The sequence below is a fragment of the Micromonospora sp. ATLC16 genome (genome assembly GCF_057196645.1).
In genome coordinates, this window is record NZ_JBXUOW010000001.1 from 1 (window position 1) to 24,686 (window position 24,686).

At 71.6% G+C, this 24,686-nt stretch carries 24 protein-coding genes and 2 pseudogenes; 11 read left to right on the forward strand and 15 right to left on the reverse strand.

The genetic code is table 11. The features are described from left to right. Positions 1-1,896, reverse strand: a 1,896-nt coding sequence (locus AC2CHE_RS00005; protein ID WP_484502784.1) for a HAMP domain-containing protein, incomplete at its 3' end; no start/stop codon positions are given. A 151-nt stretch (positions 1,897-2,047) separates the two neighbouring features. Here AC2CHE_RS00005 and AC2CHE_RS00010 point away from each other — a divergent pair. Continuing rightward, positions 2,048-4,126, forward strand: coding sequence for a SpoIIE family protein phosphatase (locus AC2CHE_RS00010; protein WP_484502785.1), 2,079 nt, complete (start codon positions 2,048-2,050; stop codon positions 4,124-4,126). A gap of 88 nt (positions 4,127-4,214) precedes the next feature. On the opposite strand, the gene AC2CHE_RS00015 is transcribed toward AC2CHE_RS00010, so the two are convergent. Then, on the reverse strand, positions 4,215-5,561 hold the full coding sequence (locus AC2CHE_RS00015; protein WP_484502786.1) for an FAD-binding oxidoreductase: 1,347 nt from the start codon (positions 5,559-5,561) through the stop codon (positions 4,215-4,217). A gap of 81 nt (positions 5,562-5,642) precedes the next feature. Between AC2CHE_RS00015 and AC2CHE_RS00020 the strand changes: the two genes are divergently transcribed. Continuing rightward, entirely contained in the window at positions 5,643-7,739 is a 2,097-nt protein-coding gene (locus tag AC2CHE_RS00020) for a S9 family peptidase (RefSeq protein WP_484502787.1), read from the forward strand. Here AC2CHE_RS00020 and AC2CHE_RS00025 read toward each other — a convergent pair. After that, positions 7,702-8,439, reverse strand: coding sequence for a DUF998 domain-containing protein (locus tag AC2CHE_RS00025; RefSeq protein WP_484502788.1), 738 nt, complete (start codon positions 8,437-8,439; stop codon positions 7,702-7,704). The genes AC2CHE_RS00020 and AC2CHE_RS00025 overlap by 38 nt on opposite strands. Before the next feature lie 133 nt (positions 8,440-8,572). On the opposite strand from AC2CHE_RS00025, the gene AC2CHE_RS00030 reads away from it, so the two are divergent. Together AC2CHE_RS00030 and AC2CHE_RS00035 are read left to right on the forward strand one after the other, a co-directional pair. Further along, a complete protein-coding gene (locus AC2CHE_RS00030; protein WP_484502789.1) occupies positions 8,573-9,862 on the forward strand; it encodes a sensor histidine kinase in 1,290 nt (429 codons plus the stop codon). Beyond that, positions 9,850-10,512, forward strand: coding sequence for a response regulator transcription factor (locus tag AC2CHE_RS00035; RefSeq protein ID WP_484502790.1), 663 nt, complete (start codon positions 9,850-9,852; stop codon positions 10,510-10,512). The genes AC2CHE_RS00030 and AC2CHE_RS00035 overlap by 13 nt, the downstream gene beginning before the upstream one ends. A gap of 4 nt (positions 10,513-10,516) precedes the next feature. On the opposite strand, the gene AC2CHE_RS00040 is transcribed toward AC2CHE_RS00035, so the two are convergent. Genes AC2CHE_RS00040 through AC2CHE_RS00055 form a run of 4 tightly spaced genes read right to left on the reverse strand, consistent with a single transcriptional unit; the run spans position 10,517 to position 13,804 of the window. Beyond that, entirely contained in the window at positions 10,517-11,941 is a 1,425-nt protein-coding gene (locus AC2CHE_RS00040; RefSeq protein WP_484502791.1) for an FtsX-like permease family protein, read from the reverse strand. Then, positions 11,938-12,639: an ABC transporter ATP-binding protein gene (locus AC2CHE_RS00045; RefSeq protein WP_484502792.1), complete on the reverse strand. Its 702-nt coding sequence runs from the start codon at positions 12,637-12,639 to the stop codon at positions 11,938-11,940. The genes AC2CHE_RS00040 and AC2CHE_RS00045 overlap by 4 nt, the downstream gene beginning before the upstream one ends. Further along, positions 12,636-13,172: a PadR family transcriptional regulator gene (locus AC2CHE_RS00050; RefSeq protein WP_484502793.1), complete on the reverse strand. Its 537-nt coding sequence runs from the start codon at positions 13,170-13,172 to the stop codon at positions 12,636-12,638. Before AC2CHE_RS00050 ends, AC2CHE_RS00045 begins: the two co-directional genes overlap by 4 nt. Before the next feature lie 59 nt (positions 13,173-13,231). Further along, the gene (locus tag AC2CHE_RS00055) at positions 13,232-13,804 is read right to left on the reverse strand and encodes a TIGR03086 family metal-binding protein (RefSeq protein ID WP_484502794.1); all 573 of its coding nucleotides are present in this window, start codon (positions 13,802-13,804) and stop codon (positions 13,232-13,234) included. Between the two features lie 31 nt (positions 13,805-13,835). Between AC2CHE_RS00055 and AC2CHE_RS00060 the strand changes: the two genes are divergently transcribed. Continuing rightward, positions 13,836-14,627: a DUF6597 domain-containing transcriptional factor gene (locus AC2CHE_RS00060; protein ID WP_484502795.1), complete on the forward strand. Its 792-nt coding sequence runs from the start codon at positions 13,836-13,838 to the stop codon at positions 14,625-14,627. A gap of 61 nt (positions 14,628-14,688) precedes the next feature. Here the strand turns inward: AC2CHE_RS00060 and AC2CHE_RS00065 are convergent, their stop codons facing one another. The 6 genes from AC2CHE_RS00065 to AC2CHE_RS00090 are packed head-to-tail and all read right to left on the reverse strand — an operon-like array spanning position 14,689 to position 20,259. After that, positions 14,689-16,224 (reverse strand): SpoIIE family protein phosphatase, encoded by a 1,536-nt coding sequence (locus AC2CHE_RS00065; protein ID WP_484502796.1) that lies wholly within the window; start codon positions 16,222-16,224, stop codon positions 14,689-14,691. A gap of 1 nt (position 16,225) precedes the next feature. Next, on the reverse strand, positions 16,226-17,575 hold the full coding sequence (locus AC2CHE_RS00070) for a sensor histidine kinase (RefSeq protein ID WP_484502797.1): 1,350 nt from the start codon (positions 17,573-17,575) through the stop codon (positions 16,226-16,228). Next, entirely contained in the window at positions 17,572-18,594 is a 1,023-nt protein-coding gene (locus tag AC2CHE_RS00075; RefSeq protein WP_484502798.1) for a SpoIIE family protein phosphatase, read from the reverse strand. Before AC2CHE_RS00075 ends, AC2CHE_RS00070 begins: the two co-directional genes overlap by 4 nt. Next, complete coding sequence (locus tag AC2CHE_RS00080; protein ID WP_281565602.1) at positions 18,582-19,001, reverse strand: ATP-binding protein; 420 nt, start codon at positions 18,999-19,001, stop codon at positions 18,582-18,584. The genes AC2CHE_RS00075 and AC2CHE_RS00080 overlap by 13 nt, the downstream gene beginning before the upstream one ends. Continuing rightward, positions 18,998-19,399 (reverse strand): STAS domain-containing protein, encoded by a 402-nt coding sequence (locus AC2CHE_RS00085; RefSeq protein WP_484502799.1) that lies wholly within the window; start codon positions 19,397-19,399, stop codon positions 18,998-19,000. The genes AC2CHE_RS00080 and AC2CHE_RS00085 overlap by 4 nt, the downstream gene beginning before the upstream one ends. Next, positions 19,399-20,259 (reverse strand): STAS domain-containing protein, encoded by an 861-nt coding sequence (locus AC2CHE_RS00090; protein ID WP_484502800.1) that lies wholly within the window; start codon positions 20,257-20,259, stop codon positions 19,399-19,401. The genes AC2CHE_RS00085 and AC2CHE_RS00090 overlap by 1 nt, the downstream gene beginning before the upstream one ends. 186 nt (positions 20,260-20,445) lie before the next feature. On the opposite strand from AC2CHE_RS00090, the gene AC2CHE_RS00095 reads away from it, so the two are divergent. Beyond that, on the forward strand, positions 20,446-20,802 hold the full coding sequence (locus AC2CHE_RS00095; protein WP_484502801.1) for an STAS domain-containing protein: 357 nt from the start codon (positions 20,446-20,448) through the stop codon (positions 20,800-20,802). Between the two features lie 10 nt (positions 20,803-20,812). Here the strand turns inward: AC2CHE_RS00095 and AC2CHE_RS00100 are convergent. Continuing rightward, positions 20,813-20,995 (reverse strand): annotated as a pseudogene (locus tag AC2CHE_RS00100) (MFS transporter); the annotation flags it as partial. Between AC2CHE_RS00100 and AC2CHE_RS00105 the strand changes: the two are divergent. From AC2CHE_RS00105 to AC2CHE_RS00120, 4 genes and pseudogenes are all read left to right on the forward strand, one after another. Beyond that, positions 20,981-21,349, forward strand: a pseudogene (locus AC2CHE_RS00105) (FadR/GntR family transcriptional regulator); the annotation flags it as partial. The pseudogenes AC2CHE_RS00100 and AC2CHE_RS00105 overlap by 15 nt on opposite strands. A gap of 39 nt (positions 21,350-21,388) precedes the next feature. Continuing rightward, on the forward strand, positions 21,389-21,862 hold the full coding sequence (gene mscL, locus AC2CHE_RS00110) for a large conductance mechanosensitive channel protein MscL (protein ID WP_484502802.1): 474 nt from the start codon (positions 21,389-21,391) through the stop codon (positions 21,860-21,862). A gap of 81 nt (positions 21,863-21,943) precedes the next feature. Then, entirely contained in the window at positions 21,944-22,177 is a 234-nt protein-coding gene (locus tag AC2CHE_RS00115) for a hypothetical protein (RefSeq protein ID WP_484502803.1), read from the forward strand. Positions 22,178-22,318: 141 nt separating this feature from the next. Next, positions 22,319-22,678 carry a hypothetical protein gene (locus AC2CHE_RS00120; protein ID WP_281583247.1) on the forward strand — a complete coding sequence of 120 codons (360 nt, stop codon included), beginning with the start codon at positions 22,319-22,321 and terminating at the stop codon, positions 22,676-22,678. A gap of 34 nt (positions 22,679-22,712) precedes the next feature. On the opposite strand, the gene AC2CHE_RS00125 is transcribed toward AC2CHE_RS00120, so the two are convergent. Further along, the gene (locus tag AC2CHE_RS00125; protein ID WP_484502804.1) at positions 22,713-23,885 is read right to left on the reverse strand and encodes a helix-turn-helix domain-containing protein; all 1,173 of its coding nucleotides are present in this window, start codon (positions 23,883-23,885) and stop codon (positions 22,713-22,715) included. Between the two features lie 62 nt (positions 23,886-23,947). On the opposite strand from AC2CHE_RS00125, the gene AC2CHE_RS00130 reads away from it, so the two are divergent. Beyond that, the gene (locus tag AC2CHE_RS00130; protein ID WP_484502805.1) at positions 23,948-24,667 is read left to right on the forward strand and encodes a PP2C family protein-serine/threonine phosphatase; all 720 of its coding nucleotides are present in this window, start codon (positions 23,948-23,950) and stop codon (positions 24,665-24,667) included. The last annotated feature ends 19 nt before the right edge of the window (positions 24,668-24,686 follow it).

Below are 24,686 nucleotides of genomic sequence, written 5' to 3' on the forward strand. Positions count from 1 at the left end.
ACGGGCCACCCGGGTCACCTCGTCGGCGAACGACGACAGCTGATCCACCATCGTGTTCACCGTCGACTTCAACTCCAGGATCTCGCCCCGGGCATCCACCGTGATCTTCTGACTCAGGTCACCCTTGGCGACGGCCGTGGAAACCTGGGCGATGTTCCGCACCTGTGCGGTCAGGTTCGACGCCATCGAGTTCACGTTGTCGGTCAGATCCCGCCACGTGCCGCTGACACCCTTGACCTGCGCCTGACCGCCGAGGTTGCCCTCGGTGCCCACCTCACGGGCCACCCGGGTCACCTCGTCGGCGAACGACGACAGCTGATCCACCATCGTGTTCACCGTCGACTTCAACTCCAGGATCTCGCCCCGGGCATCCACCGTGATCTTCTGCGACAGGTCACCCCGCGCCACCGCCGTGGTGACCGAAGCGATGTTGCGCACCTGGCTGGTCAGGTTCGACGCCATCGAGTTCACGTTGTCGGTCAGATCCCGCCACGTGCCGCTGACGCCCTTGACCTGCGCCTGACCGCCCAGCTTGCCCTCGGTACCCACCTCACGGGCCACCCGGGTCACCTCGTCGGCGAACGACGACAACTGGTCCACCATCGTGTTGACGGTGTCCTTCAGCTCCAGGATCTCGCCCCGGGCATCGACCGTGATCTTCTGGCTCAGGTCACCCTTCGCCACCGCCGTGGAGACCTGGGAGATGTTGCGGACCTGGCTGGTCAGGTTGCCGGCAAGCTGGTTCACGTTCTCGGTGAGGTCACGCCAGGTGCCGGAGACGCCGCGCACCTGCGCCTGACCGCCCAGCTTGCCCTCGGTGCCCACCTCACGGGCCACCCGGGTCACCTCGTCGGCGAACGACGACAACTGGTCCACCATCGTGTTGACGGTGTCCTTCAGCTCCAGGATCTCGCCCTGCGCGGCCACGGTGATCTTCTGCGACAGGTCGCCCCGGGCCACCGCCGTGGAGACCTGGGCGATGTTGCGCACCTGGGCGGTCAGGTTCGACGCCATCGAGTTGACGCTGTCGGTCAGGTCCTTCCAGGTACCCGCGACGCCGGGCACCTCTGCCTGGCCACCCAGCTTGCCCTCGGTACCCACCTCACGGGCCACCCGCGTCACCTGCTCGGCGAAGAGGCGCAGCGTGTCGGTGAGCGAGTTCATCGTGTCGGCCAGCTCGGCGACCTCGCCACGAGCACTGACGGTGATCTTCTGCGAGAGGTCACCCTTGGCCACCGCGGTCGCCACCTGGGAGATCGACCGGACCTGCCCGGTCAGGTTCGACGCCATGGTGTTGACCGAGTCGGTGAGGTCCTTCCAGGTGCCGGCGACGCCGCGAACGTCGGCCTGACCACCAAGCTTGCCCTCGGTGCCCACCTCACGGGCCACCCGGGTCACCTCGTTGGAGAACGACGAGAGCTGGTCGACCATGGTGTTGACCGTGCGGCCGATGCGCAGGTATTCACCGCGCAGCGGGCGGCCGTCGATCTCCAGCGCCATGTGCTGGGTGAGGTCACCGTCGGCGACCGCCACGATGACCCGGGCGATCTCAGTGGTGGGGCGGCCCAGGTCGTCGATAAGCGAGTTGACCGCCCGCTGCCCCTCCGCCCAGGAGCCGTCCAGACCTTCCTCGTCCAGCCGCTCGGTCAGCCGACCGTCGCGGCCCACGACCCGACTGATCCGGCGCAGATCCAGGTGCTGCCGCTCCTGGAGCGACACCACGTCGTTGAAGGCGTCCGCCACCTCACCGGCCGCACCCGAGCGCCGGGGCAACCGCGCCTTCAGATCACCGCCACGGACCCGCCGTAGCGCCTCCGCCAGCTCGGTGAGGACCGCCTCGTGGTCGGCGGCGGCGGAGGTCTCCGCAGTCACCGACTGTTTCGCCGTGGTCATCATTCCTCGCTCACCTCGGGGTACACCGGCTCCCACCGGCCACCCCATCATTGTCCCCGTGACCTCGAAAACGCCACGGCACGGCACCGCCCGACGGCAAAGACCCGGTGATGATCGGCTTGGCACTTCAGGGGTGTCGGTGGAGGATACGAGGGTGGCAGCGGAGGCGGGGCCCGCGGCGAAGACGGGCCCAGACGAGCACGCGCGGCGCGTCCGGCTTCCCGCCGACCGTCGCACGCCGGCCGCCGCGCGCGCGGTCGTCCGGTCCGTGCTCGCGGAGGCAGAACTCGACGAACTGCTCAACGAGGCACTTCTGTTGACCACGGAGCTGTCCACGAACGCGGTCGAGCACGCCCGCACCGAACTGGACATCGAGGTCACCGCCGACCAGGCGGGGCTGACCGTGACGGTCTCCGACTTCGCCGCCGGCCCGGTCGACGAGCTGGCCGTCGGCGTACGCAACCAGGCGACCGACATCGCCGAGGTCGCCGAACGGGGGCGCGGGCTGCTGCTGGTCGACCACTTCGCCAGCCGCTGGGGCACCACCTACCTGCGCACCGGAAAGGGCGTGTGGTTCCGGCTGGACCGGTCCGATCGCAAGGGCAACGGACCGGCCACCCCCGCGCCACCGGCGAGCGCCGCCCAACGGGACAGCGCCGGACAGACCGACGTGCCCAGCGCCGGTGCGATCAACGAGCTGATGCAGACCACCCCCGACCCGTACGCCGAGGACCCGCTGCCGGACTTCGCCGCCGGCCTGCTGACCCGGGTGGCGGAGATGGTCGGCGCCGCCGGTGGGGTGGTGCGGCTGGACCGCGGCGACGGCCAGGGTGCCCAGGTCCTCGCCCGGTACGGCCGCCAGCCCCGGTCCGGTAACGACCTGCTCCGGGTGCCGCTGACCGTGCACCGCCCGTACGCCGGTGAGCTGGAACTGGACACCGCGCCCACCGCGTACGCCCAGCCGCTGGCGGTGCTGACCGCCGAGCGGCTCTCGCTGCACCTGGAGAACGACCGGCTGCGCCGCGCGGACGTACGCCGGCAGGCCTGGCTGACCTTCCTCGCCGAGGCCAGCGAGCTGCTCGCCCAGTCGCTGGACGTGGAACTGACCATGGCGCTCGTCCCGCAACTGGTGGTGCCCCGGCTCGGCCAGTGGTGCATGGTGCACACCACCGACGAGTGGGGCCGGCTCCGGCTCGCGGCGGCCAGCCACGCCGACGAGTCGATGCTGCCGCAGCTGCACGCCACGCTCCGCGAGGCCGGCCCTGACTCCATCCTGGCTCGGCTGCGTGAGGCCAGCCGCAACGGCACCCGGACCCCGCTCGGCGCGCCGATGGAGGGCTTCGCCGTACCGCTGATCGCTCGTGGGCAGCGCCTCGGCACCCTGGCCGTCGGACGGCACCAGCGGCACCGGCAGGATCCGGACGAGATCGCGGTGCTGGAGGACGTGGCCCGGCGGGCCGCCCTCGCCATCGAGAACGCCCGCATCCATGCCGAGCGCCGCCGGGTGGCCCAGACTCTGCAACAGTCGTTGCTGCCGCCGGTGCTGCCGGTGGTGGAGGGCATCGGCTTCGCCGCCGAGTACGTGCCGACCGGCGGGGACGTCGACGTCGGCGGCGACTTCTACGACGTGGTGCCGCTGCCCGACGGGCGCTGGCTGGTGGTGATCGGCGACGTCTCCGGCAAGGGAGTGCAGGCGGCGGCGGTCACCGGGCTGGTGCGGGACGTCATCCGGGTGCTGGCCGGCGACGGCAAGCCGCTGCCCGAGCTGCTGGCCCGGCTCAACGAGACGCTTGTGGATCGGGGTGCCGGCCGCTACTGCACGCTGGCGCTGGCGGCGGTCGGGCCGGGTGAGGGCGACCGGCTCGAAGTCGGGCTGCACCTGGCTGGGCACGACCGACCGGTGCTGCTGCGGTCCAGCGGCGGTCCGGCCGCGTTCGTCGGCACCGGCGGCACCGCACTCGGGCTGCTCGACATGATCACCTCGCCCACCGCGCACCTCGCCCTGGACCCGGGCGACTGCCTGATCTTCTACACCGACGGGGTGACCGAGCGTCGCCGGGGCCGGGAGCTGTTCGGCATCGGGCGGCTGCGCGACGCCGCCGCGCCGCTGGCCGGCTACTCGGCGGACGTGGTGGCGGCCCGGTTACGCTCCACCGCGATCAACTTCTCGGTCGAGGAGCCCCGCGACGACATCGCCATCCTCGTCCTGCGCAACGACGCGCTGCCGGACTAGGGCGTGTCTCCTGGTGGGTCCGTCGCAGGCCGGCGAAGATCCGGGAGACACGCCCTGGCGCGCGCTGGCCGAGGATCTCGACACCGGCCTAGAGGCCGCCGGGGAGACGGCCGGGGGCTAGGCGGTGGGTCGGGTCCAGGTGCTGCTTGACGGCGCGTAGCTGGGCCAGGTCGGCCCGCTCGCCCCACAGGTCGACGGTGCGACGGACGGCCGGCGGGGCGGCGAGCACCACGCACCGGCCCTGTCGGGCGAGCAGCACGCCACGCACCGCGGCCAGGATCGACGCGACCCTGCTCGGTGCCAGCGCCCCGGGCAGGGCGGCGTGCACCACGCCGAGCCCGGCCGAGCCGCGTACCGGCACCGGCCCGCCGGCAGCGTCGCGTAGGGCGTAGACGGCGGCATGCAGGTCGGTGGTCGGCACCTCCAGCCGCACGGCCGTGTCGCCGGGGGCGAAGGGGTAGCTGCGCCACCACGAGGGTGCCGTCCGGGCGACCACCGTGCGGGAGCCGAAGAGACCGAGCAACCGGTCGGTGCGCTCCGCCACCTCTGCGGGGCCGCCCTCCAACAGCACCACCAGCGAACCGGTGCCCGCCGGGCCGGTCAATGCGCGCGCCATCATCGACGGGTGCAGCGCCATCGACTCGGCGCGGCGGTCCCGTCGAGGGCGACAGCCGGTGCTGACCGGCAGGTCTAGCTCGATCGCGGCCGGGTCGAGCCGGGCGGCGAGCACCGCCCGGATCAGGTCGTGCACCTCCAGTGGGGTCCATACCGGTCGGTTCACCCACACCCGGGCGGCCGGCACCGCCTGCACCCGCAGCGTCGCGCTGACCAGCACGCCGAGTGCTCCCTCCGAGCCGCACAACAGTCGCGCCTCGGCCAGCCCGGCCGCTCCGCCGCCCGCCTCGGCCAACTCACCGTCGGCGGCCAGATAACGCAGGCCGACGAGTTGGTCGCAGGCGGTCCCGTGCCGGTGACGCAGCGGGCCTGCCTCGTCCGCCGCCAGCACCCCGCCGAGGGTGGCGCCGGGTGAGGGGGCGTCCAACGCGAGCCGTCGGCCGGTGCGCTCCAGGGTGGCCTGCACCGCACGCAGTGGCGTGCCGGCGCCGATTTCGGCCGTGGCCCGATCCGACGGTTGGTGGCCGATGCCGGCCAGCCTCCCGGTGTCGAGCATGATGTCGACCCGTTCGGGCGGCGCACCCCAATCGATCTTGGTGCCGGCGCCTCGGGGCACCACGCTCAGGTCGTGCCGGGCGGCCAGCCGCAACACCTGCGCGGCGGCGTGCGGACCGCCGGGCACCGCCACCCAGCGGGCCGCGCTACCGGCCACCTCGTCGGCGGGGCCGGCGCGGCGGGCGAAGCGCGTACCGCAGATCTCGGTCAGTCGGCGGGTGATGTCGCGGACACCGGACGTGCCGGCGGAAGGGGGTGGCACCATGCCCGGATCGTACATGTGTTCGAACCGCCGGAGGTGGATTTGCACCACGCCACATGTCGCTACTGCCGGTAACGTGGCGCCGTGACCACCGAGACCCCCGTTCCCGCGGCCAGGCGGGTGCCGACCGAACGCGTCCACCACGGCGACACCGTCGTCGACGAGTACACCTGGCTCGCCACCAAGGACGATCCGGAAACGATCAACTATCTGAACGCCGAGAACGCCTGGACCGAGGCCCGGACAGCGCACCTGGCCGGGCTGCGTACGACGTTGTTCGAGGAGATCCGGCGACGTACCCAGGAGACCGACCTGTCCGTGCCGACCCGCAAGGGCCAGCACTGGTACTACACACGCACGGTCGAGGGCCAGCAGTACGGTGTGCACTGCCGGCGGGCGGTCCGCCCCGACGAGACCACCCCGCCGATCAGCGCGGACGGTGCCCCGCTCGACGGGGAGCAGGTGCTGCTGGACGGCAACCAGTTGGCCGAGGGGCACGACTTCTTCTCGCTCGGCGCCTTCGACGTCAGCCCCGACGGACGCTACCTGGCCTACTCCACCGACTTCTCCGGTGACGAGCGCTTCACCCTGCGGGTGAAGGATCTCAGCACCGGCGAGCTGCTGCCCGACGAGATTCCCGGCACCTTCTACGGCACCGCGTGGGCCGCCGACGCCTCGGTGCTGTTCTACGTCACCGTGGACGAGGCGTGGCGACCCAACCGGGTCTGGCGGCACGTCATCGGCACCGCCGCCGACGAGGACGTGGTGGTGCACACCGAGGACGACGAACGGTTCTGGGTCGGCGTCGAGCTGACCCGCTCGGAGCGGTTCGTCCTCATCGACATCGCCAGCAAGCTCACCAGCGAGGTACGGGTGATCCCGGCCGGCAACCCGACGGGTGAGCCAGCGGTGATCGCACCTCGTCGGCAGGGTGTCGAGTACTCGGTGGAGCATCACGGCCACCGGTTCCTGATCCTGCACAACGACGACGCCGAGGACTTCGCCCTCGCGTACACCTCGGCCGACGCCCCGGGCGACTGGGTGCCGCTGATCGAACACTCCCCGGGCACCCGGCTGGAGTCGGTCGACGCCTTCGCCGACCACCTGGTCGTCACGGTACGCAGCAACGGCCTGACCGGGCTGCGGGTGCTGCCCGTCGGCGGCGGTGAAGCCCACGACATCGAGTTCCCGGAGCCGCTGCACACCGTCGGCCTGGACGCCAATCCCGAGTACCGCACCGGGCGGCTGCGGCTGCGCTACACCTCGCTGGTCACGCCCGACTCGGTATACGACTACGACCTGGTCACCCGCGAGATGACGCTGCTGCGGCAGCGGCCGGTGCTGCCCGGGCCGGACGGTCAGGTGTACCGCTCGGAGGACTACGAGCAGCAGCGCGACTGGGCGCTGGCCGACGACGGCACCAAGGTGCCGATCTCCCTGGTCTACCGGCGCGACACCCCCCGGGACGGATCGGCGCCCTGCGTCATCTACGGCTACGGCTCGTACGAGGCGAGCATGGACCCGTGGTTCTCGGTTGGCCGGCTGTCCCTGCTGGACCGTGGGGTGATCTTCGCGGTGGCCCACATCCGGGGCGGCGGCGAGTTGGGTCGCCGGTGGTACGACCACGGCAAGATGCTCGCCAAGAAGAACACCTTCACCGACTTCGTGGCCTGCGCCCGGCACCTGGCCAAGGCGGGCTGGACGGCACCGGACCGGCTGGTCGCCCGGGGGGGCTCGGCCGGCGGGCTGCTGATGGGAGCGGCGGCCAACCTGGCGCCGGACGCCTTCGCCGGCATCGTCGCGCAGGTGCCGTTCGTGGACGCGCTCAACACGATCCTGGACCCGTCGCTGCCGCTGACCGTCACCGAGTGGGAGGAGTGGGGCAACCCGCTCGCGGACCCGGAGGTGTACGCGTACATGAAGTCGTACACCCCGTACGAGAATGTCGCCGCGCTGGACTATCCCGCGATCCTGGCGATGACCAGCCTCAACGACACTCGGGTGCTCTATCACGAACCGGCGAAGTGGATCGCGCGGCTACGGGCGGTCGCGCCGCAGGGTGACTACCTGCTCAAGACCGAGATGGAAGCGGGTCACGGCGGGCCGAGCGGGCGCTACGACGCCTGGCGGGAGGAGGCGTTCATCAACGCCTGGACCCTGGACCGCCTCGGCCGCGCCTGACCATCGACCGGCCTGGTGTCTCAGTGACGCGACGTGTCGCCGGGGCATCAGGCCGGGTCGTTCGCTCCGCCTCGAGACGAGGACCGAGTCCGCTGCCGGTCACGACCGTCCAGAGCAGGAACGGGAGCACGGCAACCCGTTCCATCCCGCCGACGCCGAAGCCGAGATCCACCTGCCCGAGAAAGAGCAGCGTGCCGGCGACCCCGGTCAGGCCGAGCAGGAGATTGACCCGACGGGCCGGACCGAGCACCGCTGACCGTCGGGGCAGCGCCGCGAGCAGCAGCGTGCCGTTGCCCGCACCGAACACCAGCAGCGCGGCCAGGAAGTGCCGATTCTCGTCGACGTCCGCCGGGTAGAGGCCGGCCAGGACGTACCCGCCGGCACCTGCCAGCGCCACGAGCTGCACGGCTCGTACGGCCGCACCACGGCCGAGCATCGACCAACTGAGCAGCAGGCCGGCGATGAGGAGCAGCCCGGTGGCGATCATCGTGCCGTTCATCAGCGGGTGCCACGGCGAGCAGACCGGACGCGGTCGGCTGCTGTCCCAGACGCCGCAGGCGACGTTCCCGAGGTCACTGATGTTGTGGGTACGCCAGTCGTACGGCGGCTGCCGCCATCCCCGTGCGGTCAGCGCGATCCCGGCGGCGAACAGTGGCGCGGCGAGCAGCAGGGCGTAGGAACCCAGACGGTGCACAGGCATGCGTCCACTTCAGTCGATGAAGAGGCGCGGGCGCACTACCGCTGAACCGAGGACCGAGGTAGTGCTGGCCCTACCCGAGACACGGTGTCCAGCGGGCTGGGGCCATCCTGGTCGGATCACTAGCGTCGGCGACATGACATCAGCCGCGCCGACCCACCTCGCTCAAGCCCTGCGGCGGCCCCGTTACCCGCTGACCGGCTGGCCGTGGCGCGCCCTGGCGTACCTGTTCACCAGCGTGCCGCTGGCCGGTGTGCTCTCGCTCGGGCTGCTCGTCCTACTGGCACCGCTGGTCGCCGCCACGAACGGGGCACGGCAGGGCCGGCCCGTGCCGCTGGCGCTCACCGTCTTTCTGACCGTCGGCGCACTGGGCATCGTGGCGCTGGCGCCGCTGCTGAGCGTGCCGGTGGCGGCGTTAGAACGCTACCGGCTCGGCCTGGTCGACAACCGGCCCCTGCCCGCAGCACCCTGGCGTGGGGTCGCCGCCCGGTACACCACCGGCGCGGGCTGGCGGGAGGCTGCCCACCTGCTCGTCCTCGGCGGGCTGGTTCCTGCCGTGTACTGGCTGTTCACCATGCTGGCGCTGCTGGCCGCAGTCCTGATCGTCAGCCCGTTCGTGGTCGGTGACGGCGACGAGGTGGTTTTGCTCTGGGCCACCGCGGACACGGTGGTCGAGGCGATCCCGCACGCGATCGTCGGCGTGCTGCTCGTGGCGGTCCTCTGGTACGCGGCCGGGGCGCTCGCCATGGCGCAGGGCACCGTCGCGCGGTGGTTGCTCCGGGGCGCCCCGGACGGCCTCGCGCTGCGCGAGGTGACCCGATCACGGGCCCGGCTGGTCGACGCGTACGAGGCCGAACGCCGACGCATCGAACGTGACCTGCACGACGGCGCGCACCCCCGGCTGACCAGCCTCGGCCTGCAGATCGGCCTGGCCCGGCTGGACGTGCCGGAGGACTCGCCGGCCGCCCGGCCGCTCGCGGTGGCGCACGAGCAGGCCAAGGGGCTGATGGTGCTGCTTCGGCAGATCGTCCAGGGCATCCGCCCGCAGAGCCTCACCGACCTGGGGCTGGCCGGCGCGGTCCGGGAACTCGCCGCCGAGGCGACCATCCCCGTCGAGGTGCGTGCCGAGTTGCGCCGTGCGATGCCGGAGACCGTCGAGACCACTGCGTACTTCGTGGTGTCGGAGGCGCTCGGCAACGTCGCCCGGCATGCCGAGGCGACCCGCGCCGAGGTCCGCCTGAGCGACACCGGCACCCGGCTGGTCGTCGAGATCAGCGACGACGGCCGGGGCGGCGTGGACCCGGCCCGGGGCACCGGGTTGACCGGGCTCGCCGACCGGGTGGCCGCCGCCGAAGGCCGGCTGCTGCTGGCCAGCCCGGCGGGCGGCCCCACGATCGTCCGGGTGGAGCTACCGTGCAACGCGTGACGCGGGTCGTACTCGCCGAGGACGAGGTGCTGCTGCGGGAGGGGCTGGTGGCCCTGCTCGCCCGCTTCGGCTTCGACGTGCTCGACGCCGTCGGCACCGCCCCCGCGCTGGTGGACACCGTCCGGGCACACCGGCCGGACCTGGTGGTGACGGACATCCGGATGCCGCCCCGGCATCGTGACGACGGGCTACGCGCGGCGGTGGAGCTGCGTGCCGAGCAGCCTGGCCTGGCCGTGGTGGTGCTCAGCCAGCACGTGCAGCCCGAGTACGCCTCCGCGCTGCTCGACAGCGCCGACGGCCGGCGGGTCGGCTACCTGCTCAAGGACCGGATCGCCGAGGTCACCGAGTTCGTCGACAACCTGCGTACCGTCGTCGGCGGCGGCACGGTCGTCGATCCGGACGTGGTCCGCCGGTTGCTGCACCGTCCCCGCGACCCGCTCGCCAACCTCTCCGCCCGCGAGCGGGAGGTGCTGGTGCTGGTCGCCGAGGGGCGGTCCAACGCGGCGATCGCCGGCCGCCTGCACGTCACCGAGGCGGCGGTCGGCAAGCACATCGGCAACATCCTGGCCAAGTTGGGCCTGCCGCCGGACGACGACACCAACCGCCGGGTGCTGGCGACGCTCACCTACCTGCGGGCCGGAGCCAGCTGACCGCTCAGGTGGCGCGCAGTTCCTCCACCGACGTGTTGGACCGCAGGAAGAGCACCCCCAGCCCGACCACGACCAGCACCGCGACGATCGCGCCGGCACCCTGCAACGCCAACTGCTCAAGCGGTACGTCCGGCCGGCGAGCGCCCCGGCCGAGGTCGCCGGTGAGCAGTCGGCCGATGGCGTACCCGACGCCGAGCGCGACAAGCACGGCGGGCACCACGGGAGCCAGGATCTGCCAGGCTATCGAGGTGCCGATGGTGGCCCGGGGCACGCCGGTCGCCACCAGGGCGGCGTAGGTCCGGCGCCGGGAGACGATCCCCTCCACAAGCGTGACGAGCAGGCCGGCGGCGGCGATGGCCACCGCCGCGGCAACGGCGAGGTCGACCAGATTCATGGTGTTCAGGTAGAAGGAGTCGCGCAAGCTGTCGCCACCGTAACCGGCCAGGCGGTTCTGCTCCTGTTCCCGTTCGGCGCTGAGCTGGAACGCGGCTCGGAAGGCCGCCGCGCCGCCAGCGATGATCAGGGCAGCCAGCAGGGCGGCGAAGGTGCGGCTGCTGGCCCACGGGTCTTCGGTCAGCCGGCGGGCCGCCAGCAGCGCGGCCGGACGCCTGGCGAGACGGTGCAGCAGCCGCCCGGCCAGGTGCGAGATCCAGCCGGCCCCGAAGATCACGCCCATCACCGCGCCGAAGATGCCGAGCATGACGACCAGGGTCAGCCATTCGAGGGCGGCGCCCTGCAGGGCCCACTGGATCGGCTCGACCATCGCCGCGGCCAGCACGCCGAGCCCGATCAGCAGCGCCGGCCACGGCCGGGGTGACCTGGTGCGGCCGGTCCGGCGGACCACTCCCAGCGGCGTGGTGGCGACCCGACGCAGCAGGACGGCGGTGGCCGCCGCCGCGAGCACCGGAAGCCCGAGCACCATGATCGCCATCGCCGGCACCGGCGGCAGCACGTCGGTGGGCAGGGCCAACTGGCCGTTGGCGTCCGGACGGTGCAGCACCTCCCGCCCGCCGAGGTAGCAGGCCAGGCCGACCACCGTACCGACCAGGCCGGCGAGCCCGGTCTCCAGCATGGCGACCCGGGTCACCTGGCCGGGGGTAGCGCCGGCCAGCCGCAACGCGGCGAGCCGACGGTCCCGCGACGGTGCGCCCAGCCGGGCGCTCTGGCCGGCCAGGGCCAGTACCGGGATGGTCAGCAGCACCAGCGCGAACGCCGTCCCGCCGCGCAGCCCCGGCTCGCGCAGCAGCGCGTTGACGTACTGCTCGGACTGCTGCCACGCGTGACCTGGTGGTTTGGGGATGGCCAGCACCGTCAGGGCGGCGAGCCCGGCGAGGGTGGACAGCAGGGCGCTCAGCGCGGTCAACGCCACCCGGGCGGCGTCGGTGCGGTTGCCGGCGAGAGCCAGCCTGGTCAGGGTCGCGAGGCTCACCGGGAACCGCCGACCAACGGCGCGTCCAGGCCCAGCCCCGTGTGGTCGATCACGCCGTCGCGCAGCACGACCTCACGATCGGCGTACGCGGCGATCCGTGGCTCGTGGGTGACCAGGACGACGCTCGTGTGCTGCTCCCGGGCCAGCCGGACCAGTTGGGTAAGCACCTGCTCCCCGGCGAGGGTGTCCAGCGCACCGGTCGGCTCGTCGGCGAAGAGCACCCGTGGTTCGGTGACCAACGCCCGGGCGGTGGCGCAGCGCTGCTGCTGGCCGCCGGACATCTCGCCGGGGCGCACGTCGGCGCAGTCCGCCACGCCCAGCCGATCCAACCAGGTGAGCGCCGCCGTCCGTGCCGCTCGCCGCCCCGTGCCGGCGAGCAACAACGGAAGGGCGACGTTCTCCGCCGCGGTCAGCTCGGCGACGAGCTGACCGAACTGGAACAACACCCCGAATTCGGTACGCCGCAGGCGGGATCGGGCCGCCTCGGACCAGGTGTCGAGCCGGTGCCCACGCCAGCTCACCTCGCCGGCGTCCGGTCGCAGGATGCCGGCCAGGCAGTGCAGCAGGGTGGACTTGCCGCAGCCGCTCGGCCCGGTCACCGCCACGATCTCCCCCTCGTCGATGTCGAGGGTGATGCCCCGCAGTGCGGGTGTGGGTCCGTACGACTTCACCAGACCGCGAGCCTGAAGTTGCGTCACGAGTGCACCTCCCGGTGCCAGTCGGCGACCCGGTCCAGGGTGGTGTGCAACCACCGCAGGTCGGCGTCGAGATGGGCGATGGCGAAGTCGGCCGCCACGACGTCGTCGACGGTGGCCGACGGGGCCGTCTTCAGCGCGGTCAGCTCACGCAACCGCTCGGTGTGCGCGCGGCGCTGCGCGATCAGGTACGCCCGCGCCCGGTCCACGTCGGCCACCAGCAGTGCCACCACCACCTTCGTGAACAACGGACTGTTCACGTACGGCATCGGCGGCTCGACGCTGCTCAGCCACTGGTCGAGCGTGGCCCGTCCCTGCTCGGTGAGCGTGTACGCCGTCCGGTCCGGGCCGGCGAGGCGCTCCAGCCCGGTCGAGGCCACCAGTCCGTCCCGCAGCAGCCGACCCAGCGTGGCGTAGACCTGCCCGAACGCCAGCGGGCGGGCCTGCGGCAGCCGGCTGTCGTGGGCCCGCTTCAGCTCGTAGCCGTGCATCGTGCCGGTGGCGAGCAACCCCAGCAGCAGATGCGATGTGGACACCAGGCCACTATTCACTGAGTGAATAGCAGCCGTCAAGGCCGTCAGGTGCGTGTCGCCAATCAGCCGACCGGGGACCAGGCCGGGTCGCGGCCGGTCATACCGAGCAGTCGGGGCAGTTCCGGCAGGGTGCCGTCGACCGGTACCGCCTCGGCGAACACGCCCACCTGCCGGGCGGTCGGTGCGAGCTGGCCGGCCAGCTCGGACAACGCCGGCAGCACCTCGGCCGCCGGCTCGTAGACCTGACCTGTGGCGACCGCGAGATCCCAGCCGTGCACCGTCAGGTCGAGCAACGCCATCGCACCCACCACCTGCTGCGGCATCCCCATTCCCGGTGAGACGCCCTGCTCGCTGGTTGGGTCCGACCACGCCGCCACCAGCCGGCGGGTCTCGGCCTCGAACCGCTCCCGCCAGCCGTCGGTGAGATGGTCGGGCTTGTCGGCCCAGGTCACCGGCGAGCGCCCGGCGAGGGTCTGGAAGTTGACCACCACCTCGTACAAGTGGTTGAGCAGGTCACGGACCCGGTAGTCCCGGCAGGGAGTCGGCAGGTCGAGCTGGTCATCGGTGATCTGCCGGACCATCGCAACAGTTCGCGGCGCCGCAGCCGCCAGCAGGTCGCTAGTCTTTGTGGCCATACGGCCAGCGTATGAGGGTGGTCTTGAAGAAATGCGACAGCCGCGCGGAGACAGCCGGGGCATCCTCGACCCGGCGCGGCTGATGCGCCGGGTGCGGTTCCGACGGCACCTGCCAGCGGTTCCGCTACGCCAGTGGGTGGAGCACTACTGGCTGATCGACTGGAACCTGACCGATCCGTTCGAGCAGCGGATCGTCCCGCATCCGGCAGTCAACCTGATCGCTCAGCGCGACGGCGACGGCCCGGAGCGCGCCGAGGTGGCCGGCGTCGGCACCGAACTGTTCTCGATCACCCTGACCGGTTCCGGGCGGGTCAGCGGGGTGCAGTTCCGGCCCGGCGGGTTCCATCCGTTCTGGCGGCGGTCGGTCGCCGAACTTACCGATCAGCGACGTCCGCTCGTCGACCGGGCAGACCTCGACGTGACCCCGGTCTGTGCCGGTACGGACGCCGAACGCTGCCAGGCGCTGGACACTCTGCTGACCGGCTGGACGCCCCGACCGGATCCGGTCAACGACGAGGTGATGCGCCTGGTCGAGACGATCCGGACCGACCGGAACGTACGCCGGGTCGACGAGTTCGCCCACGAGCACGGCGTGTCCGTCCGCCGGTTGCAGCGGCTCTTCCTCACCCATGTCGGGGTCGGTCCCAAGTGGGTGATCCGCCGCTACCGGCTGCACGAGGCGATCGAACGGGCGGCTGGCGGGCCCCTCGACTGGGCCGGGCTCGCCGCCGAACTCGGATACAGCGATCAGGCTCACCTGGTACGCGACTTCACCGCGACGACCGGCGTCTCCCCGGCCGCATATGCCCAGAGCCGACGGTAGGTCGGCGTCCACCCGGCGGGTCCGCCCGGTGCCGGCGTCGACAAGGGCCCTTCCTTGCGCCTCAGCGGCGGCGGAGGACGACCACGGCGACGTCGTCCTGGATCTCGTCCGGGGCCAGTTCGACGAGCAGCCGTTCGCAGTACCGGTCGAGGTCGTCGTCGACCTGGGCGGCACACGCCGCTAGGGCGGAAAGTCCCTCGTCGATCGTCGCGTCCCGTCGTTCGATCAGGCCATCGGTGTAGAAGACCATCGTCGCCCCGGCCGGCAGCACGAACTCCAGGTCGGCGGGGCGGGGCGCACGCACCCCGAGCAGCGGCGCGGCATGCTGGACGTACTCCACCTTGCCGTCCTGAATGATCAGCGGGGGTAGGTGACCGGCGCTGGCCAGCCGGATGTGACCGGTGGTCGGCTCCAGCAGCAGCACGCAGATCGTCGCCAGCTCGCTGGGCAGCAGCGTACGCATCAGCTCGTTGACCCGGTGCAGGATCTCGCCCGGCTGATGCCCCTCCACCGCGTACGCCCGCAGTGCGTGTCGCAGCTCGGCCATGATGGTGGCGGCGTGCAGGGAGTGACCGGCCACGTCCCCGATGGCCAGCAGCAGGTGACCGTCGAGCATCACCAACTCGTAGAAGTCGCCGCCCACCTCCGTGTGCGCGCTGGCCGGCTCGTAGCGTACGGCCAGGTCGAGGCCGGTGATCTGCGGGATCTGCCGGGGCAGCAGGCTGCGTTGCAGCGTCACCGCTATCCGGTGTTCCTCGTCGAAGGAGCGCTGCGCCTCCACGGCGGAGGCCACCGCCTGGGCGAGCTGGACCAGCACCGGGGTACGGGCGGTCTGCGTCGCGGTGGGCACGACGACGTAGAGCGGCGCGCGGTCCTCGCGCAGCCGGGCGGCGGCGACGGTGACGGTCTCGCCGGCCGGCCAGTCGACAAGCGACCAGCCGTCCGGCTCCTGCACCACGACGGTGGCACCGGTCGGCACCCCGGTGTCGTCGACTACCCAGGTCACCACGCGGGGCTCGGCACCGGGACCGGCGCAGATCCCGGCGAGGCAGTCGCCGTCGAAGGTCTCGGCAACCACGGCCACAGGGCTCTTGAAGATCTCTGCGGCACCGGCCGCGGCCACCTGTAGCAGTCTGGTGAAGCTCGACGCGGCGTGTACCGCGACGGTGGTGTCCGCCAGTCCGCTGAGCCGCTCGGCGAGCACCTCCGCCCGTTGCCGGGCCCGGTAGTACCGCAACACCGACTGGGCGATGGCGACCAGTTCCTCCGGTTCGATCGGCTCGGCCAGGTACGCGTCCGCCCCGCGGTTCAGGCCCTGGGTCCGGTCGTACGTGTCGACCGCGTGCGCGGACACGTGGATCACCGGCAGCGCCGGGTGCGCCGACTTGATCCGCTCGCACACCTCGAAGCCGCTGAGGTCCGGCAGCCGGACGTCGAGCACGACCAGGTCGATCGGGTCCACCCCGACCCGGCTGAGCGCCTCGCCACCCGTCTCCGCCTCCAGCACCGTGAAGCCGGCCCGGGTCAGCCAGTTCACCAGAAGGTAGCGCTTGGTCCGACTGTCATCGACCACCAGCACTGTCGCCGGGCCGTCCACGTCACGTTCCGCCCGTGGGCAGCCGCACCGTGAAGGTGCTGCCGCGGCCCGGCGCGCTGGCCAGGTCCAGAGTGCCGCCGAGCAGATTCACCAGCCGCCGGGCGTACGGCAGACCGAGGCCGGTGCCGCCGGCCCGGGCCGGGCCGGGCGCCTGGTAGAACTCCTCGAACACTCGATCGTGCAGCTCCGGTGGGATGCCCGGCCCGGTGTCGGAGACGGTCAGCCGCCAACCGTCACCGTGCCGTTCCGCCCGCAGCCGGACTTCGCCCTCGGTGGTGAACTTCAGCGCGTTGTGCAGCAGGTTGCGCAGCACCTGAGCGAGCAGCATCTCATCGGTGCGTACCGTGGCCGGCGGGGCCGGCTCCTCGACCATGAGCTCGACCCCGTCGGCGGTGGGCAGCGCCCGCAGCGTGCCACGCAGCTGGCCGAAGACGGCCCGCAGATCTACCTCGGCCCACTCCGGCTCGATCCGGCCCGACTCCGCCTTGGCCAGGTCGAGCAGCTCGTTGACCAACGTGAGCAGATCCGACGCCGAGGAACGAATGAGCCCGACCTGGCGTTCCTGCTCGGTGGTGAGCGGGTCGGACGCGGAGTCGCCGAGCAGGCGGGCCAGCCCGATGACCGCGGTCACCGGTGCCCGCAGCTCGTGGCTGACGTTGGCCAGGAAACGGCTCTTCGACTCGCTCGCCGCGCGCAACTGCGCCGACTTCTCGTCCAGCTCGGCGTAGAGGGCCACCACGCCCTGATTGGTCGCCTCCAACTCGTCGGTGAGCTGCTGGTAGAGCGCCATCACACCCTGGTTGGTCTGCTCCAGTTCCTCGTTGAGCCGGGCCAGCTCGTCGCGCTGGTTGCGTACCTCGTCCAGGGCGTTGATCAGTTGGAGGTTCTGGGTGGCGAGTTCCTCCTCGGCGGTGCCCGGGGTGCTCTCGCCGAGTTGGGCGCGCAACTCCGCCAGACGCTCGGGGGTGAGCGTCCGGGCGTTCGCCGGAACCCGTCGTGACATCCTCACGACCGTATCCCGCTCGGCCGTCAGCACGCTCAACGTGTCCACCAGGCGTGCCACCGCGCCCGACTCCGGCTCGTACCGCCCACCTGGCAGGGGTGCCACCGGGGTGAGATCGACACGCAGGTGACCACGCCCGTCCGGCGTGTCGGCAACGGCGAACATCACGTCGGCACCGCCGGCCGCCCGCAGCAGGTCACGAGCGACCTCGCTCAACGCGGTGGCGATCCGGACCTGGTCCTGATGCTCCAGGCCGACCGCCGCGGCGACCTCCCGGCCGCGCTGGCGGACCACGAAGATGTCCTGCTCCACCCGCAGCGCCATCTTCAGCAACGGCGTCGTGGTCATGACCAGGACCTCGCCACCAGCACCCCGGCGTCGTCGCGCCGGATGCCGGCGTCGCGCAGCAGGGTGGCGGCCACCACCAGGGGCGCCCGCCCGGTCAGACCCGGATAGTCGTCCAGGCGCCACCGGTCGACCACGCCGTCGGTGTGCATGACCAGCAGGCTGCCCGCCTCGAAGGGATATTCGTACTGCCGGATCACCGGCCGTTGGTGCCCGGCGATGCCGGGCAGGGAGACCAGGCCGCGACGCCGACCGTCGCCGGTGGCCACGACGCCGGTGATGTTGCCCAGCCCGGCGTAGCGCAGCACGCCGGCCGTCGGATCCGGCTCGGCCACGGCGAGCGCCGCACCGCGGGTGTGCGACATCGACCGGTGCAGGTGACCGACCACCTCAGCCGGCGACGCCGCCGGGGCGTTCCGAAATGCGGCGAGCGCCGCATCGGTGGCCGCCGCCGCCAGCGGCCCGTGTCCCAGACCGTCGCTGACCAGCACCTGACGGCGATCGTCCACGATGCGGACCGCATAACCGTCCCCACTGACCGTCTCCCCGGTCAACGGTCGGCTCAGCCCACCGACCCAGGATGCCGCGGTGTCCGGGGCGGCGAATACCCGCACGGCGATGACCGTCCCCCGGCCCGGCCGCGAGTACGCGTCGAACCAGCTCGCCTGCCTGACTATCGCGCCGAGACCGATACCGAGCGTGCCGGCGGTGGAGTGCCCGTCGCGGGCGGAGTCAGCGAGGTCGACCATGCCCGGACCGTTGTCGACCGCGATCATCTCCACGCCGGCGTCCAGCTCGCGGCGCACCGGCCGGAGCAGCAGCAACCCGTCGTCGGCGTGTTTGATGAGGTTGCTGGTCAGTTCGGCCGCCACGATGGCCAGGTCGGCGATCCGCCCGGCGGGCAGGCCCAACTGGCTGCCCAGCCGTTCGGCGGCCCGTCGCACGGCGCTACCGGCGCTGCCGTTCTCCACCCGGAACCAGGTGCCCCGGTCGGCGACCGGTTCGACGGTCACCGGGACCACTTGGTGATCGTGATCCGGGTGCCCTGGCCGGGCGCGGTCTGGATGTCGAATTCGTCGACCAGTCGGCGGGCACCACTGAGGCCGAGGCCGAGGCCACCACCGGTGGTGTAGCCGTCGGTCAGCGCGAGATCCAGGTCGGCGATGCCGGGACCGGAATCGGCGAAGACGATCTGGATGCCGGGTCGCCGGCCGTTGTCGATGGCGCTCACCTCGACCGTTCCACCGCCGCCGTAGACGAGTGTGTTGCGGGCGAGTTCACTGGCGGCGGTGACCACCTTTGTCTGGTCGACCAGGGAGAGCCGGACGGCCACGGCAACGGTACGCACCAGCTGGCGGACGCGTACGACATCCTCGTCGCTGCCGACCGACTGCGTCTGGGGGCGGCCCAGGTCGACCCCGCTGGTCACGGTGACGCCGTCGGCTCTGGGACCGGCTCGTCGTAGTCGTCGTCGGCCCGTTCGGCAGCGATGAGTTCCATCCCCCGCTCGACGTTGAGGGCGGTACGGATGCCGTTGAGCGACAGCCCCAACTCGACCAGGGTGATGGCGACGGCCGGGCGCATCCCCACGACCACCGTCTCCGCGTCGAGCACCCGGGAGATCGAGGCGATGGTGGAGAGCATCCGACCGACGAAGGAGTCGACGATGTCCAGCGCGGTGATGTCGATGATCACCCCGTGGCAACCGGTCGCGACGATCCGCTCGGCCAGATCCTCCTCGAGCGCGACCGCCGTCTGGTCGGACATGTCGAGCTGGATGGAGACCAGCAGAATGTCGCCGATCTTGAGAATCGGCACCCGCTCCATCACGCCTCCCGACGCGACTGCCGGCGGGAGGTCTCGACCCCGGTGAGCCGCAGGACGTGCCGCAGCGCGTCGGCGAGACTCGCCTTGGTGGCGATGTCGCCGAACTCGATGCCGAGCGCGACGATGGTCTGCGCGATCTGCGGCCGGATGCCGGAGATGATGCAGTCGGCACCCATCAGCCGGGCGGCCACCACGGTCTTGAGGATGTGCTGGGCCACCTGCGTGTCCACCGCCGGCACGCCGGTGATGTCGATGATCGCGTACGGCGAGCCGGTGTCGACCAGGGTCTGCAGCAGCCGCTCCATCACCACCTGGGCGCGCGCCGAGTCGAGCGTGCCGACCAGCGGCACCGCCACCACGCCATCCCAGAGCTTGACCACCGGGGTGGAAAGCTCCAGCAGTTGCTCGGCCTGATCGGCGATCAGACTTTCCCGGGTGCGGACGAAGGTCTCGAAGGTGAACAGGCCCATCTGGTCGACCAGCGCGGAGAAGGCGACGTAGTCGCGCAGCGTCTCGACGCTCTGATCGACCTGCAGGCTGGTGAGCAGCGCCTCCTTGAGAGCGAACACGCCGGTGGCGGTCTCGGTCGCGGAGAAGCCCTGCCGGGCCTGCCCGCGGGAGAACTCGGCCAGCACGGCCCGCAGTTCGGTGGCGTCCTCGGCGTTCAGGTCGGCTGCGCCCTTGCCGAGGACCTCCGCCAGGGCGCGGTGTAGCTCCTGCACCTGCCGGACCAGTTCAGCTTGACTGAGCCGGCCCCGCAACTGCCCGGCGATGATCTCAGTCCATCGCTGGGTGATCTGGTCGGCGCGGCTGGCCAGCAGCTCACCTAACCGGACGCCCTCATCAGCGCTCAGCGCCATGTCGATACCCCCTAGACCTGAGACCGGGACCCCCTAGACCTGGACCGGGCGGACTCTATCACCGGGGTACGACGAGCTACTTGTCGCAGAGCAACGGGATGATGGTCGGCACCTGATCCTGCTCCCGTTCTGCGTACCACGGTCCGGGTGGGATACCGTTCCACCGATAAACAGGAGGTCTGGCGAATGTCCTTGACGGTGCACACGGAACAACGCGGTGACGTGGTCGTCGTGTCGGTCGCTGGCGAGTTGGACATGGCCACCGCACCGCAGTTGCAGGACCAGATCACCGACCTGCTCGACAAGGGGCGCAGTCGCCTCGTGTTCGACCTGTCGGACGTCTCGTTCTGCGACTCCACCGGTCTGTCGGTGTTCGTCCGCGCGAAGAACAGCTCCGACGAGGCTGGCGGAGTGGTCCGACTCGCCGCGCCACAGCGCGGCGTACTTCGGATCCTGGAGGTGAGCGGTCTGGTCGAGGTGCTGCACACGTACCCCACCGTCGAGCAGGCGGTCGCCGGCGATCCGACGCCGGCCTCCTCCTGACCCCGGCTGTTCAACACTCGTCCTCGATGTAGCGGGGGCGAGCGATCAGCGCGCCCGCGCAGGTCTGCACCGCCAGGGCGACCAGCAGGAAGCCGATCGGCGCCCGCCACCCCCCGGTCGCGTCGTGCAGGATCCCGACCAGCAGCGGTCCCGACGCCCAGATGACGTAACCCGTGCGAGGCGGGTACGCCGAGCCTTCGAGGTGGAGGCCGCACGACGGCGTACCCCCGAGGACCTGGCCGCCCTCGACGACGCGCTCGCCGCCCACGAGGCGGCCTGGCGCGGCGGCCGGGTCGCCGGGTTCGTCGCGGCCGACGACCGCGCTGCACACCGCCGTGGTCGCGGCGGCGCACAACCGCATGCTCGCCGAGCTGTACGCCTCGGTCGGCGCCGCGATGCGCAGCACGCTGACCCAGGCCATGGGCGACGCGCTGACGCCGGACCGGCACGTCGACCACGCCCGGTTGGTGGACGCGATCAGGGCCGGCGATCCGGAGCTGGCCGCCCGGGGGCCGGTGCTTTTCTGGAACCCCGACCCGGGGCATAGGTTGTCTCCGACATCGACGGGACACCTCGGGAGTAGTGGATGATCAAGGGATTCAAAGACTTCATTCTGCGCGGCAACGTCGTCGACCTCGCGGTCGGCATCGTCATCGGCGCCGCGTTCACGGCCGTGGTCACGCAACTCACCAACTCGTTCCTCAAGCCGCTGATCGCCCTGTTCACCGTAACGATCACGGGCAGCAAAGACGGTGTGGAGGGCACGCCGTGGAGGGTGAACAACATCGAGTTCGACTGGGTCAGTTTCGTCAACGCAGTGATCACCTTCGCGCTCACCGCCGCCGCGTTGTACTTCCTGGTGGTGTTTCCGATGAACCGGCTCGCCGAGCGCCGTCAGCGGGGCGAGGAGCCGCCGCCGGCCGCGCCGAGCGAGGAGGTCAAGCTGCTCACCGAGATCCGGGACGCCCTCGCCACCGCCGGCCGGAACACCCCGGCCCAGCAGCGCGGCGCCCTGGACGACGTGCTCGGCCGGCGGGACGAACCGCCCGCCGCGCGCTGAATCCGGCATGTGCACACCGGCCCCTGCGGGAATCCCGCAGGGGCCGTCTTGTGTCGAACAGGTGTTCGATAGAGTCGGGCCATGGAGCAGCGAAAACACCTGTGGAACGGGAAGTGGGGGCGACTGGCCCGGCGGGACGTCTTCCTCCGGGCGGATGCCGACCGGTGGTTCGTCGAGCAACGCGCCGGCGGCGCCGAGGGCGTCTCCCGGTTTTACGAGTACGACACCGTCGACGCGGCCGAGGACACCATCCGCGCACTGCTCCAAGGCACCGACACCTGGCGCGAACTAACCCCCCGCCCCCCAACCCCCTAACTCCACCCCCTCTGGGTTGATCAAGAAGATTTGGTCGGGTTTCGTGCCGCTGCCGACCAGAACTTCTTGATCAACGAGTCGTAGGGGGGTGGTTTAGTGGGTGGGGAGGGTGGGAACCGCGCGGGGATGGAGCAGCAGGGAATCGATCAGCGGACCACCCTCTCGCGGGTCACCACCGGCATGCGGGTGGTCGACTCGGCCGGCGTCGACGTGGGCACCGTGGACCTCGTCCAGCGCGGCGACCCGAACGCGGTGACCGTGCAGGCACCGACCACCGACCCCGGCAGCAGCCTGGACGAACTGATCGAATCCGCCACCGTGGAGGAACCGGACGTGCCAGCGGACCTCGCCGCCCGACTGCTGCGCACCGGCTACCTGAAGGTCTCGACCGAGCTGGTGCCCACCGGCGCCGTCTACGTCCTCGCCGACCAGATCTCCACCGTCACCCCCACCGAAGTCACCCTCAACACCCCCGCCGCCACCCTCCCCCCAGAAGACTGACCTCCACCCCGACACCCCTCGGTCGATCATGAGGTTATTGCGGCGGGTATGCGCTTGCCGGGATGACAACTTCATGATCGACGCCGTGGAGGGTGGGGAGTTGGCGGACCGCCCAGAGGGCCACTTCGGTACGGGAGGCGGTGCCGGTCTTACGGAGCAGGTTGGAGACGTGCACGGTGACCGTGCGTACCGAGATGCCCAGGGCACGGGCCACCTGCTTGTTGGACATCCCGGCGACCAGGCAGTCGAGCACCTCCGCCTCCCGGCCGGTCAGGCAGACCGGAAGCGTCGCCGCCGGCCCGGGGGTGGATCCGGACTCCGACGCGGCACGGCGACGCGTCAACCGGCCAGGAGTTGGCTCCGGCACGGCAGCCCGGGAGGCGGGCACGGCCGGACGGGACGGGGAAAGCGCAGGGTCGGCCTCGGGCAGCACCGGCGAGCCGGCCGAGGCCAGCAGGGCGTCGCGATCCTGCCCGGCGTGCGCGGCGAGCAGTTCGGTGAGCGCGTACGGGTTGCCGTCGGTGTGCCGCCAGATCTCGTGCACCAGCTCGGGGCGTGGGTCCGGGTACACCTGAGTAAGCACCTCGGCGACCTCGGCCGGACGCAGCGGACCGAGGTGCTGGCGCACCACGCCGCGTACCCCGCAGAGCCGGGCCAGGGTGCGGCCGGCGAGTTCCGGCGAGACCGCGCGCGCGGCGGGCCTGGTCGCCACCACCAGCAGAGCCGGCAGGCCGTCGGCGGTGGCCAGTTCGCCGACCAGGTTGAGGCTGGCCGGGTCGAGGGCGTGCAGGTCCTCCACCACGAGCACCGCCGGACCGGCGCCGACCAGCACCCGCACGGTACGCACGGCCAGTCGGAGCAGGGTGCCGGGGGCATAGCGCTCACGCGGCGCGGTGGGCTGCTGGGCGAGCCAGGCCAGCGCATCTGCCGGCAGGTCGAGTCGGGTGGTGTCGCGTCCGCTCAACACCGCGGCCAACCAGTCGTACGGTGCGGGGCTGTGCACCCGGGCGGCGCCGCTGAGCACCGCCTCCGGTCGCGGGGTGAAACCGTCCAGCGCGGCGGCGACCAGCAGACTCTTGCCCACGCCCGGTCCCCCGGTGACGACCGCCACGGCCGGCGAGCGGCGTCGGCCCTCGACCACGCTCGACCAGGCCCGGTCCAGCTCAGCCAGCTCACCGGCACGCCCGACCATGGACACCGGCAACATTCCTCAACCCTACGCAGTAGTGCGTAGAGACGCGGGAAGGGTCTTCTTGGCAAGCTTGTCCCATGACGCTGATCCTCCGCTCGGCCATCCTCAACGACATCGGTCTGGTCCGGACCAACAACGAGGACTCCGCCCTCGCCGGCGAGCGCCTCGTCGCGGTGGCCGACGGCATGGGTGGGCTGCCCGCCGGCGAGGTGGCCAGTGAGATCGTCATCAGGATCCTCGACGAGTTGGTCCCGCCGACCGCACCGGACGACGCCACCGAGGCGCTGCGCTCCGTGGTGAGCACCGCCAACCAGCGCATCCACGCCGCGATCGCCGCCGACCCCGCCCGGGACGGCATGGGTACGACGCTGACCGCGGCCCTGCTGGCCGGAGAGACGCTGGTGCTGGCGCAGGTCGGCGACTCCCGCTGCTACCTGCTCCGCGACGGCCAACTGCGCCAGCTGACCCGGGACGACACGTTCGTGCAGGCGCTCGTCGACCAGGGTGCCCTCTCCCCCGAGCAGGCCCGCCACCACCCGCAACGCTCGCTGGTGACCCGGGCGGTGCAGGGTGCCGACGCGCCGCCGACGCTGGGCGCGGTGACCGTCGCCGCCGGCGACCGGCTGCTGCTGTGCAGCGACGGGCTCTCCGACTACGTGGCCGACGACGCGATCGCCGCCACGCTGGGCCTGCACGCCGACCGCCAGCAGTGCGGCGAGCAGTTGGTGAAGCTCGCCCACCAGGCCGGCGCGCCGGACAACGTCACCGTGGTGATCTCCGACGTGGTGACCGGCTGAGGGACGCCGGCACCGGCCG

Bases quoted from the DNA above. Each gene is read 5' to 3' on its own strand.
- AC2CHE_RS00060 (WP_484502795.1), top strand. From the start codon at position 13,836: ATGCGACAGCCGCGCGGAGACAGCCGGGGCATCCTCGACCCGGCGCGG.
- AC2CHE_RS00125 (WP_484502804.1), bottom strand. From the start codon at position 23,885: ATGTTGCCGGTGTCCATGGTCGGGCGTGCCGGTGAGCTGGCTGAGCTG.
- AC2CHE_RS00030 (WP_484502789.1), top strand. From the start codon at position 8,573: ATGACATCAGCCGCGCCGACCCACCTCGCTCAAGCCCTGCGGCGGCCC.
- AC2CHE_RS00115 (WP_484502803.1), top strand. From the start codon at position 21,944: ATGGAGCAGCGAAAACACCTGTGGAACGGGAAGTGGGGGCGACTGGCC.
- mscL (WP_484502802.1), top strand. From the start codon at position 21,389: ATGATCAAGGGATTCAAAGACTTCATTCTGCGCGGCAACGTCGTCGAC.
- AC2CHE_RS00070 (WP_484502797.1), bottom strand. From the start codon at position 17,575: ATGACCACGACGCCGTTGCTGAAGATGGCGCTGCGGGTGGAGCAGGAC.
- AC2CHE_RS00015 (WP_484502786.1), bottom strand. From the start codon at position 5,561: ATGGTGCCACCCCCTTCCGCCGGCACGTCCGGTGTCCGCGACATCACC.
- AC2CHE_RS00130 (WP_484502805.1), top strand. From the start codon at position 23,948: ATGACGCTGATCCTCCGCTCGGCCATCCTCAACGACATCGGTCTGGTC.
- AC2CHE_RS00090 (WP_484502800.1), bottom strand. From the start codon at position 20,259: ATGGCGCTGAGCGCTGATGAGGGCGTCCGGTTAGGTGAGCTGCTGGCC.
- AC2CHE_RS00025 (WP_484502788.1), bottom strand. From the start codon at position 8,439: ATGCCTGTGCACCGTCTGGGTTCCTACGCCCTGCTGCTCGCCGCGCCA.
- AC2CHE_RS00055 (WP_484502794.1), bottom strand. From the start codon at position 13,804: ATGGCCACAAAGACTAGCGACCTGCTGGCGGCTGCGGCGCCGCGAACT.
- AC2CHE_RS00085 (WP_484502799.1), bottom strand. From the start codon at position 19,399: ATGGAGCGGGTGCCGATTCTCAAGATCGGCGACATTCTGCTGGTCTCC.
- AC2CHE_RS00095 (WP_484502801.1), top strand. From the start codon at position 20,446: ATGTCCTTGACGGTGCACACGGAACAACGCGGTGACGTGGTCGTCGTG.